General features: G+C 24.4%; 10 protein-coding genes. 6 read left to right on the top strand and 4 right to left on the bottom strand.

Going from position 1 to position 12,596, the window contains the following annotated elements:
- The first annotated feature begins 242 nt into the window (after positions 1 to 242).
- Entirely contained in the window at positions 243 to 971 is a 729-nt protein-coding gene (locus ABFX13_RS10595) for a TraX family protein (RefSeq protein WP_346045750.1), read from the top strand.
- A gap of 127 nt (positions 972 to 1,098) precedes the next feature.
- On the opposite strand, the gene ABFX13_RS10600 is transcribed toward ABFX13_RS10595, so the two are convergent.
- From ABFX13_RS10600 to ABFX13_RS10610, 3 genes are all read right to left on the bottom strand, one after another.
- Entirely contained in the window at positions 1,099 to 2,139 is a 1,041-nt protein-coding gene (locus ABFX13_RS10600) for a glycosyltransferase family 2 protein (protein WP_346045752.1), read from the bottom strand.
- Between the two features lie 81 nt (positions 2,140 to 2,220).
- Complete coding sequence (locus ABFX13_RS10605) at positions 2,221 to 3,294, bottom strand: HAMP domain-containing sensor histidine kinase (RefSeq protein ID WP_346045754.1); 1,074 nt, start codon at positions 3,292 to 3,294, stop codon at positions 2,221 to 2,223.
- A gap of 493 nt (positions 3,295 to 3,787) precedes the next feature.
- Positions 3,788 to 4,507 (bottom strand): response regulator transcription factor, encoded by a 720-nt coding sequence (locus tag ABFX13_RS10610; protein WP_346045756.1) that lies wholly within the window; start codon positions 4,505 to 4,507, stop codon positions 3,788 to 3,790.
- A gap of 216 nt (positions 4,508 to 4,723) precedes the next feature.
- Here ABFX13_RS10610 and ABFX13_RS10615 point away from each other — a divergent pair, with 216 nt between their 5' ends.
- A complete protein-coding gene (locus ABFX13_RS10615; protein WP_346045758.1) occupies positions 4,724 to 7,312 on the top strand; it encodes an ABC transporter permease in 2,589 nt (862 codons plus the stop codon).
- 25 nt (positions 7,313 to 7,337) lie between these two features.
- Positions 7,338 to 8,003, top strand: coding sequence for an ABC transporter ATP-binding protein (locus ABFX13_RS10620; RefSeq protein WP_346045760.1), 666 nt, complete (start codon positions 7,338 to 7,340; stop codon positions 8,001 to 8,003).
- A 152-nt stretch (positions 8,004 to 8,155) separates the two neighbouring features.
- Here the strand turns inward: ABFX13_RS10620 and ABFX13_RS10625 are convergent, their stop codons facing one another.
- Entirely contained in the window at positions 8,156 to 9,343 is a 1,188-nt protein-coding gene (locus ABFX13_RS10625) for a class I SAM-dependent methyltransferase (protein WP_346045762.1), read from the bottom strand.
- A gap of 243 nt (positions 9,344 to 9,586) precedes the next feature.
- Between ABFX13_RS10625 and ABFX13_RS10630 the strand changes: the two genes are divergently transcribed.
- The 3 genes from ABFX13_RS10630 (at position 9,587) to ABFX13_RS10640 (ending at position 12,571) form a co-directional block, all read left to right on the top strand.
- Positions 9,587 to 10,975, top strand: coding sequence for an MATE family efflux transporter (locus ABFX13_RS10630; protein ID WP_346045765.1), 1,389 nt, complete (start codon positions 9,587 to 9,589; stop codon positions 10,973 to 10,975).
- Between the two features lies 1 nt (position 10,976).
- A complete protein-coding gene (locus ABFX13_RS10635) occupies positions 10,977 to 11,615 on the top strand; it encodes a pentapeptide repeat-containing protein (RefSeq protein WP_346045767.1) in 639 nt (212 codons plus the stop codon).
- A 518-nt stretch (positions 11,616 to 12,133) separates the two neighbouring features.
- Positions 12,134 to 12,571, top strand: a complete 438-nt coding sequence (locus ABFX13_RS10640) for a YaiI/YqxD family protein (RefSeq protein ID WP_346045769.1) — start codon at positions 12,134 to 12,136, stop codon at positions 12,569 to 12,571.
- The last annotated feature ends 25 nt before the right edge of the window (positions 12,572 to 12,596 follow it).

Raw genomic sequence — 12,596 nt, forward strand, 5'->3', positions numbered from 1 at the left:
TTTAAAAAAGCTAACTCCTGTACAATACAGAAATCAGCTTTTATCAGTTTTTTAATAACTCTCTTTTTCTAGTGTCCTTGACAAAGGGTCCACTTTAATTAAAGATACTCTTTTTTATTTTATAAGATTAAATCGATTTTAAATTATATTACGAAAATGTAATATATATGTAAGGTTATTAAATGGCTCTATTTTTTATCTAAAGGTAAAATGTACTTAAGATAAAAACAGGAGGTATTTTTATGGTAAAGTTTAATGCATTTGAATTAAAAATGATTGGACTTGTACTTATGTTAATGGATCATTTATATATTGCTTTTCCAAATGCATTTTCAGCGTGGTATCATCCTTTATCAAGGGTAGTAGCACCTATATTTGGATTTTTATTAGTGGAAGGTTTATTTCATACTAGAAATAAGTTAAGATATAATATTCGATTATTTGGATGGGCAATATTTATGCAAATTGGAAATTTTATAATTAATATAGCTTTAAAATCAAAAGAAGTATATGTTTATAATAATATATTTTTGACATTGGCAATAGGACTTACTATTATAAATTTAATAGAGTTTAGTAAAAATAAAGAAGGTATTAAAAAGATAGGATTATTACTTTTTTCAACACTTTTAATTTTATTAGGATTTTTTACGGAGGGAGGAATTATTTTAATCCCATTTATTTTAATAACATATTTATTTAGAAAAAATGAAAAAAAACAAATAGTGTTATATGTATGTTTATCTATAGTATTATTTATTATGAGTTATAAATCATACTCTACTGTAAAAGAAACTATAAGTATGCTAATGTTTAATTCCGATTTTTTATTTATATTAGTAGTGCCATTTATACTTTTATATAATGGCAAAAGGGGTATAAACAATAAATTTAGTAAATATTTATTTTATATATTTTACCCACTACATTTATGGCTAATAGCTATATTACAATTTAAGTTTCAATATTAATACAGAAATAGATAAGTTAATAGAAGACATAAATTTATGGAAGAATATTTAAATGAATTTTATTATGAATGGAATTTTAAAGGGGAGTAACAATTTGTTACTCCTTATTTATTAAAAAATACGATTATTAATTAGTATAGCTAATTAATTTGTCTAGTGCTGGCTTATATTTATAAGATGCAGAAAGGTTAAAATACTTAATAGCATTTTCTAAGTTATTAGATAACTCATAAAAAATTCCTAAATTAAAAGCTGCTAAGTAACTACCTGTACCTTCAACTATTTCATAATCCAATTGCAATGCATTTAAGTAGCAAATATCTATGTTATTAAAATAAGATATATATTTATTTGAATCATAAGCAACTAATTCTGTAAAAAACAAACCACAAACAAAGTAAAAATCACAACAATCACTCATAAAATCAAAAGTATTTTCAATAACCATTAACCCTTTTTCAAGTTCATTAACTTTAATTAAATTATATAAATAAAGAATTAATCCATCTTTAACGAAATCATAATCATAAGAAGAAAGATTAGAGTAGAACTTATCAAAATAAAAAGAAGCTTCTTTATACATTTTATTAGAGTAATATGTTTTTGCAGCTTGATACAATAAATATATATCATTTTCAGTTTCCTTTAATTCATTAAGTATAAGATCTATATTTCTTTTAAATTTATCTGTATATAAATATCCATCATGTTCTACTTCAATATCAATTTTTTTTCTAGGCAAAGTAGAATCTAATTGTTCATGAATACTACCTGTAAAATAAACACCTTTTGGAGCAAGTCTTGAAATAAAAGAAGTAGATTTTCTTATTTCATTTTCTTGTTCAAATAAGTTAACTATTTTTATTTGACCAATAAATTTATCATTACTATTTAAAACCTTATAAATATTATCAAAGTCAATATTTGAAATAAATTCATCTGCATCTAATATTAGATTCCAATCTGAATTAGATTTTTTTAAACCAAAATTTCTAGCATTGGAGAAATTGTTATCCCATGAATAATCATATACAGTAGCTCCAAATTCTAGTGCTATGTCTTTAGTGCTATCAGTAGATCCTGTATCTACTATTATTATTTCATTTACTAAATTTTTTACTGAGTTTAAACATCTTCTTAACTTGGACTCCTCATTTTTTGTAATCATGACCAAATTTAAATTTTTCAATATACTATCCTCCATTACCTATAAATAATACAGTAATTATACGGATAAAAAACAAAAGTATTAAGCTTTACACCCATTTAAATTTTGAAGAATTCTAAATTTTAATTTAACCTTGAATAAATCCCCATCTATATCTAATTCAAGCTTACCACCTTGCATATCAACTAAATTATTAGCAATAGAAAGTCCTAATCCACTTCCACTAGTATTTCTTGAAACATCACCACGGACGAATCGTTCTAATAGTTCATCAGGTGATATGTTTAATTTATGATTAGAAATATTTTTCATAGTAATTAACACGTAACCACAATCTGTATATACATCTACATATACTCGAGTATTTGGTAAAGAATACTTAACTATATTAGAAATAAGATTATCAAATACTCTAAACATTCTTTTACCATCTATATTAGTAAAAATAGGTTCATTTGGAGTATTTAATATAAAATCTAGTTTAGAAGATTCAATCTTGTCATCAAGTTCTACAATACTTTGAATAAGAAGTTCTTTTATATCTGTTTTTTCAAAATGAAGTTCTATATCACCACTACTAATTTTAGAAGCTTCGAAAATATCATCTACTAAATTTTTAAGTCTTTGTGATTTTTTATCTAAGATACTTAAATAATTATTAGTAGTTTGTTTATCTAATTTGTTATTTTTTAATATATCTATATAGCTAATAATAGAAGTAAGTGGAGTTTTTAAGTCATGACTTACATTAGTTATAAGTTCTGTTTTCATTTTTTCATTTTTAAGTTGACTTTCTAAAGCTTTATCTAAACCTTCACCAATATTGTTAACACTAGTTGCAATAGAAGCTAATTCATCATTTCCTATAATATCTAATTTATACTTTAAGTCCCCATTTTCTATATTTTTTATATTACGTTCTATATATTCAATATAATCAATTTTTTCTTCTATTTTTTTATAAATATATGAATAGCATATAATACTTACAATTGATAGATAAATAGCTCTAGTTAATGCGTATATTGGCCAATAGTCTAACATTATTATTGTAAAAAAAACGAAAAAAAACTGAATTAATACAGCGATTACAAATGCTATTGATATTTTTTTTGCTAAAGTGTTTTTGTCTTTTTTAGAAATAAACTTTTTCACTAGGTATATAGAAATAAACCTTGACTTAATATTATTTCTACTTGAGTAAATACTAATAAAAGAAAGATAAAATACCCACAGAATTATGGTATTTGCTATAATTAAATCTGTATCATAAAATTCATAAGTTCGCTTCCAAACGCAATATCTAGTAAAAAAAACAAATATTATACAAGTTAAAATTATTTCAATAGATACAAAATTTACTAATCTAATTGAAGAATTTATAAATTTTATATTAGACTTGCGGTTAAGCAAATAAATTATAAAACAAATTAATGATATTATAGAAGTCGTAAAAGCTATATGTTTTTGGATTATTAAAAGTTCAGTTCTGGAATACTCAAAAACTGGACCAAATAAGTAGTACTTAGCCATATGAGATGTAGTAGAAAAACCTAAAAAGTTAAACATTATATTAAAACATACTTCAAATAATATTGATAAAGAGATAAAAAGTATAAATAAAGAAAGAAATTTTAAAAATGGATTATTAATAAGCAATTTTTTCAATTTTATAGCCAATTCCCCACACCACCTTTAAATACTTAGGATCCTTTGAATTTATCTCTATTTTTTCCCTAATCCTTCTTATATGTACAGCAACAGTTTTTTCGCAATTATACGCAACATCATCCCAAACGTTTTCGTAAATATCCTTAGAAGAAAAAACCACACCTTTATTTTCTAATAAAAATTCTAAAATTTTAAATTCAATAGGCGTAACTTTAACAACATCTCCATCTAGTGTGACAGTTTTTGTATCCTTATTTAAACAAAGTCCGGCACTAATAAGTAAGCTATTATTACAATTAGAACAATCTATATTGTCTTTACTATTATTTAAATTAATAAATCTTCTAAGTTGAGACTTAACACGAGCTATAAGTTCTAATGGATTAAAAGGCTTAGTAACATAATCATCAGCACCCATATTAAGACCTAAAATTTTATCCATATCTTGATTTTTAGCAGATAAAAGTATTATAGGAATATTATTATTTTCCCTAATTTTAAGAGTTGTTTTAAGACCATCCATATTAGGCATCATAACATCCATAATAACTAAATCTATATTATTATCTATTAAACTTTCAATAGCTTCTAGTCCATCATAAGCTTTTAAAACATTAAATCCCTCTGGTTTTAGATAAAACTCAATAGCATCAACTATTTCCTTATCATCATCAACTATTAATATATTTTCACCCATTTAAAATCACTCCTTTAAAAATATTATAACATACGATTTTATTAAATAATCTTGTAAACTGGGAGCTAAATTATTAAGAATTTATTACGAAAAAGTATAATTATTACAATTTAATAACGAAGTTTGTACAATGAAGTTAAATTCCTTTTTTTGTAAAAAAATTAAGGTACAATGCTCTTATAAAAGAAATTTGCTTAGAAAAAGAAAGGGGAAAAAATGCGAAAAAAATTAAATTTAGGATTTAGGTATATGAAGGCCTACAAAGCAAGATCTTTAGCAATTATACTAAGTATAATCTTATCAGTAGCTATGATAGTAGGGATATTAACCTTAACAAAAACAGAAAACATGAATGAATTACAAACTATGAAGTACAACACAGGAATATATCACACAATATTTAAAAATTTAAATTATAAACAATTAAAAATAATAGAAGAATCTAGTGATTTAGAAAATGTAGGAGCTTTTAATTTTCATGGAATAACTACAGATAAAGAAAAACAATCTGTAATAATGATAAATTGTAATGAAGATTATATAATTTCAAATTCAAAACTTGAAAAAGGAAGATTTGCAAAGTCTAAAAATGAAATAGTAGCTGAAGAATGGGTATTAAAAAATCTTGGATTAGAACCTAAAATAAACCAAATTATAAAACTAAATATTGAAGATATAAATAAAAATGTAAAAGACGAAGAATTTAAATTAGTAGGAATTATAAAAGATAGACCAACAGAAAAGCAAATAGGAAAAATGCAAATGTATTTACCACTACAAGAAAATAGTGAAAACTTAGAGGTTGGAATAGCTTTTAATGAAAAAGTAGATATACCAGATTATACTTTAGAATTAGCTAAAAAATCTAATATAAATAAAGACAATATATATAGTTCAGATGATTTAATAACAATATCAAACAATGCAAATAATGTTAGCTTAGACACAATTTTAAGTGCTTTAGTTATAAGCTTAATATGTGGAATAGTGATATATAGTATTTTTAATATATCTATGTACAAAAGATTTAAAGAATATGGAATATTAAGAGCAATAGGAGCTAAAAACTTTAAAGTATTTAAACTTATATTAAATGAATTAATGACGTTATCATTTATAGGAATACCTATAGGTATTTTAGCTGGAGTTATAGCTTCATTTATAGCAAATAAAAATGCTAGCAAATTAAAAACTAATATAGCTTTAAATGGAGAAATAATTAAACTACATATGGTTTATCCAATATTTGAAATATTAGTAGCTATATTATTTATGATTTTAATATTATTTTTAATTTCAATTTTTACATATAAAAAGATAAATAAATTATCAATAATAGATGCTATAAAAGGAAATAGAAAATCTGACAATATAAAAAGAAACATGGTAAATGTTAAAACTTTAAGAAAATACATGAAAATTTACAAAGCGATATCATTTAAAAATATATTAAGAAATAAAAAAAGATTTATAATGATAATTTTTTCTATGAGTATATGTGGAGTTTTATTTATAAATTCTAATTACCGTCTACATTTATCTCAATCGGATGACTTTATAGTAGATAGAGTGTTAAATAATAATTCTGATATGAGGATTGATATTTATGGAACTGAAAATCAAAGAAATGGTTTAACTAGTGAAGATATAAAAAAACTTGAAAATATAGATGGAGTAAAAGAAGTAGTAAAATCTCAAATAATGAATGGAAGAATGGTTATGAATGAAAAAGATATAACCAATAAAGATTATTTTGAACATATAAATAAATCTATTAGAGGGAAAAATTTGTTTAAGGGTTATTTAGTAAAAGACAATACAAATAATGAATTAATACTTAAGCAAAACCTTAGAGGATATGATAAAAAAGCTTTAAATAAATTGAATGATTATCTAATTGAAGGAAAAATAGATATTGAAAAAATGAAAAATGAAGATTTAGCAGTAGTTTATGTCCCAAGAGTAGTTGAACAAAAAGATAAAGAAGGTACAGTGTATAATTTAGTTGACAATGGGACTCCAGTAGCAAATATAAAAGCAGGAGATACTGTTAAAGTTAAATTTAGAGAAGATGGAAAAAGACCTATAGAATTTTGTACTTTAGAAGATAAAGATGCTAAATATATAGAAAAAGAATTTAAAGTAGGAGCAGTAGTTAGCTATCCATTTATGGCAGAAGACACATATACATCAAATAGTTGTATAGATGTAATAGTGAGTGATAATAAATTTAAGCAAGTTACAGGTGGAGAAAATTATCAAGCTATAAATATAAATTTAGAAGAAGGTGCAAATGACAAAAAAATTTATGATGAAGTTTTAAGAACTACTATAAAAGTAAATGGAGCAATGGCTAGAAATCTAATTGAAGAAAAAAGAAACTCAGACGCAATGTATGAAAAATCAAGAATTTATAATTATGCTATGGTTTTAGTGTTATTTGTAATAGCTATTGTAAATATAGTAAATAACATAAGTCAAAGTATAGTAGACAGAACAAATGAATTTGGAATGTTAAGAGCAATAGGGCTTAATAATAAAGACTTTAGAAAAATGATAACATTTGAAGGTCTTATATACACACTAATATCAAGCTTAATAATCATAGTAGTATCTTTAATACTTAACAAAATGACTTATGACTCATTTGAAGTTTCAAAATATGGAATAGAATTTAGCATAAGATATATAGACTTTATATTAATTATAATAATAAATACTTTAGTTGGAATAATGGCAACATATTTCCCTGCTAAAAAGTTAGAAAAAGTAAGTGTAGTTGAAATGATGAATATAAACGAGTAAAAATTTAAAATTTGGAGGATTAAAAATGTCAATTTTAGAAACTATAAATTTATCTAAAACTTATGGAAGTAAAGAAAATAAAGTAAACGCTTTAAATGATATAAATATAAATATTGAAAAGGGCGAGTTTGTTGCAATAATAGGACCTAGTGGAAGTGGTAAAAGTACGTTACTACATTTACTAGGAGGACTTGAAAGATTAAGTGGAGGAAGTATAAAAGTAAATGGAAAAGATATAAGCAAATTAAAAGATAAAGAACTAGCCGAGTATCGTAGAAAAGAAGTAGGGTTTGTATTTCAGCAATATAATTTAATACCAGTATTAAATGTAGAAGAAAATATAGAACTTCCTCTTATGTTAGGAAATGATAATATAGATGAAATATATATAAACGAATTAATAGATTTGCTAGGACTTAAAGAAAGAAAAAGTCACCTTCCGAGTCAATTATCAGGAGGACAGCAACAAAGAGTAGCAATAGGAAGAGCATTATCTACAAAGCCAAGTATAATACTTGCTGATGAACCAACAGGAAATTTAGATAGTAAAACTACAGAAGAAGTAATGGACTTACTTAAAAAATCTATTAAAAGATATAATCAAACATTAATAGTTATAACTCACGACTTAAATATCGCAAAAAAAGCAGATAGAATAATAAATATAGTTGATGGAAAGATAGAATTATAAATAAAAAGGGGAGTAATAAATAGTTACTCCCCTTATATTATGTAAATTTGTATAAATATTTATGTTCGTTTTATGTAAAATTTAAAAATGTACATATTTCCTAGCACAATTTAAATAATTGTAACAAGAAATTTACTCATTTTTAGTTTAAATTAATCTTCGTACATATAAGCTCTAGTCATTTGAATATCGTTGTTAACACCTTTGCTTATTAAAATTTGATGTAAATCGATAACTCCATTATTAAAGCAAGCAGCACAAGAAGTTAGATATAAATCCCACATTCTTACAAACTCTTCACCAAACATACCTTTTACAGTATCTCTTTGTTTATCAAAGTTTTTATACCATTCTATTAAAGTTTTTGTATAGTGTCTTCTTAAACTTTCAACATCTAATGTATAGAAATCATATTTAGGGAATAAATCTATAATCTCACGTAAAGATGGACAAACACCGCCTGGGAATATATATTTTTTAATCCAAGCATCACCAGGAGATTCAGTTAAACCACTTATGTAATGTAGTAAAAATAGACCTTTTGGTTTTAATACACTATTTACATTTTTTAGATATAAATCATAATGTTCACGACCAACATGTTCAAGCATACCAACACTTACAATTTTATCAAAAGACATTCCTGAGTGTTCAAGGTCTCTGTAATCCATAAGCTTAACTTCTAAGTAATCTTCAAGACCTTCTTGTTCAATTCTTTCTTGGAATTTTTTATATTGTTCTTCACTTAAAGTGATACCAGTTCCTTTTACTTTATATTTTTTTGCAGCTTCTATAAGTAAATAACCCCATCCACAACCTATATCTAATAAAGTTTCACCTTCTGATAATTGAAGTTTCTTTAAGATATAATGGATTTTATTCATTTGAGCTTCATATAATGTATCGTTTTCATTTTTAAAATAAGCACAAGAATAACTAAGTGTTTTATCTAACCAAAGACTGTAAAAGTCATTACCAAGATTATAGTGGTAGCAAACTTCAGATTTTTGTTTCTTTTCGTTACCTGCTTTATGAAATATTTTACCAAGTTTTGAGAAATTAGTATGGAAATGATCTTTTTGACAACTAAATAGAGTATCTAGAGCCAATAATAAATCTCCTGAAATCTCAATATCTTTTCTCATATAAGCTTCACCTAGATATAAAGAAGTACTAGTTAATAAATCTTTTTTACTTATAGGATTGTTAAAGCATACTTTAAAGACAGGTTCACCTTGACCAACTAAAAATTCTTCTCCATCCCAAAGTTTAACTTGAAACGGATTTGAATCAAGTTTTGTAAGAAATTCTTTAATAAATATTTTATCTATAGTATTCATATTAAATGTCACCTCTTTACTCTAAATACCCATAAATTTCCACATGAAACATAAAAGTTAAAAACTTAACTAAAAAATATCTTTAAAAGTTAAATTATCCAATATTACATTTTCATAAAAATTATTTCCAATAGATGTTTTTATGAATTTACTTTTATTTTAAAAATTTCCTATTGACTATATGGTAAATATATATATTATCTTATTAATATAATAAAAAAGACATATGGTAAGGGAGGATGTATGGAAAATTCATTAGCAAAAAGTTTTAATTTCTCATCACTTATAAAGTTTACTATACCTTCTATTGTTATGATTGTATTTATATCTTTATATACTATAGTTGATGGAGTGTTCGTATCAAGATTTGTAAATACAGATGCACTATCAGCGGTAAATATAGTGTATCCATTTATAAATGTAGTAATAGCTGTAGGAGTTATGTTAGCTACGGGAAGTAGTGCAGTTATAGCTAAAAAATTAGGAGAAAATAAAGAAAGAGAAGCCAAAGAAAATTTCACATTAATAATATTACTTGGATTATCACTAGGAATTATAATAAGTTTAATAGGATTTATTTTCTCAGAAAAAATAATATCCATATTGGGATCTACTAAAGATTTAAATGATTACTGTATGGATTATTTTTCAGCATTACTTTTTTTTATACCGGCATACATAATTAATTTATTATTTCAATATTTATCAATAACATCAGGAAAACCAAATGTAGGATTAATATTAACAATCATTGGTGGGCTTACAAATATGATATTAGATTATGTATTTATAGTACCTATGAATATGGGTATATCAGGAGCTGCATATGCAACTGGCATGGGAAATTTATTACCTGTAATTCTTGGAACTATATATTTTACACAAAAAAAATCAACATTATATTTTGTAAAGCCTAAGTTAGATTTTAAGGTTATAATAAATTCGTGCACTAATGGTTCATCAGAGATGGTTACTAACTTAGCTACAGGGGTAACTACAATGTTATTTAATATAGTAATGATGAAACTTTTAGGATCAAATGGAGTAGCTGCTATAACTATAGTATTGTATGGAGAGTTTTTAATAAACTCAGCTTATATAGGGTTTTCTTCTGGAGTTGCACCAATAATAAGTTATAATTATGGCAATGAAAACAAAAAAGAACTTAAAAAGATAATTAAATACAGTACTAGGTTTATAGCTATAAGTTCATTGGTATTATTTACAATATCAATGATATTTGCACCTAGTATAGTAGGTACATTTTCACCTAGAGGAACTAGGGTATTTGATATAGGATATAAAGGATTTAAGTTATTTTCTATAGGATTTTTAGTAACCGGAGTAAATATTTTTGCATCTTCTATGTTTACAGCATTTTCAAACGGGAGAGTATCAGCAACTATATCGTTTTTAAGAACATTTGTATTTTTAATAGCAGGAATAATTATACTTCCTAAGTTTCTAGGAGTTAATGGGGTATGGTTAGCTGTGCCATTGGCAGAGATGATATCAATGATAATATCTATATTGTATATAAATAAATATAAGAGTGTATATGGATATGGAAAAGATATTGATACTCAAAACAAAGATAAGAAGCAATCATATAAAGATATAAAGGAGCTTTAGTATGAAAAAAAAGATAGAAAAACCTAAGATAAGTAAATGCTTAGAAGAGGCTTACGATGTAATTAATGAAATTTATGATGAAGAATATCTAGAAAATAAAATAATAGAAAACACTACTATATCGGATATATACGAGGTAAGAGTTAGATTTAATTCCTGTATATTTAAAAATGTAGTATTTGAAAATTGCGATTTAAGAAAAATTGATATTACTAATGTTATATTTGAAAACTGTAATATGTCTAATATAAATTTTAGTGACAGTGGAATATATAGAGCAGAGTTTATAAATTGTAAACTAACAGGAACGATATTTGAAGATTCTATATTTAAAGATGTAGTTTTTAAAGATAGCATAGGAAGATATTCAAACTTTTCCTTTTCAAAGTTTAAAGGAGTAAGATTTAAAAATTCAGATTTTCAAAGTGGAGTTTTTCAAGAAGTGCATAATCATAATCTAGAAGTGGAAAATACAGATTTAAGTAAATCTATATTTAATGGAATTTCATTAAAAGGTGTAGACTTTACAACTTGTAATATAGATGGGTGTGAATTCAGATTAAAAGATTTATCTGGAGGAATTTTCTCAGTTGTCCAAAGTTTAGAATTAGCTAAACTTATGGGGATAATAATAAAATAAATACTTAAAAGGTCATTTATAAATTAATTGTTTTATAAAAGGTCTTTTGTTTATAATTAAATTTGGGCTAATGTAGCATATAATAATTCACTGAAATTTTATAATTGTTATGATTATAGAATTAAGTATTATTACATATAAATCAAATTATATTTAAAATTGCAATTTAATATGTTATTTTAATTTGTCATAAAATAAAAATTTTATAAAAAACATTTATTTTTTTATGGATTTTACGAAAAAATTGTAGTACTATGTATACATAGACAACAAGATTAGACAAAAAACAAAGACAAGACAATAGGAATTGACATAAATTTTAAAAATTACATATAAGAATCATTTATAATTGATTCCTTATAACCTTTAGATAAAATACTATCCCCCCATAAAATAGTATTTTAAACCTAATACCCACCCAATTTGAAAAGACTGTATCGGAAGCAGTCTTTTTTTTTATTTATTTTGATACTATAATAAATTAAGTAATATTAGATATATTTATTAAGGAGAATATTATGAAAATATTAATAGATGCAGATGGATGTCCAGTTGTAGATATAACAATAAAAGTAGCGAGAAAGTTTAATATAGAAACGATAATAATGTGTGATACATCACATATATTTAATAAACCAGGAATTGAAACAATAATACTTTCAAAGGGGGCAGATTCAGTAGATTTTGCGCTTGTAAATAAAGTTAATAAAGGAGATATTGTAGTAACACAAGATTATGGACTAGCAGCAATGGTTTTATCTAAAGAAGGTTACCCTATAAATCAAAATGGGAAAATATATACTAATGAAAATATAGACGAGTTATTATTTACTAGACACTTATCAAAAAAAGCAAGAAGTTCAGGGAAAAAAATGAAAGGGCCTAAAAAAAGACAAAGAGAAGACGATATAAAATTTGAGGAAAGTTTAAATAATCTAATACAAAAGTATAGATAGAATAAGTCATAATTAGGGAGAAATT

The sequence above is a fragment of the Paraclostridium tenue genome, from assembly GCF_039521565.1.
GTDB lineage: Bacteria > Bacillota > Clostridia > Peptostreptococcales > Peptostreptococcaceae > Paraclostridium > Paraclostridium tenue.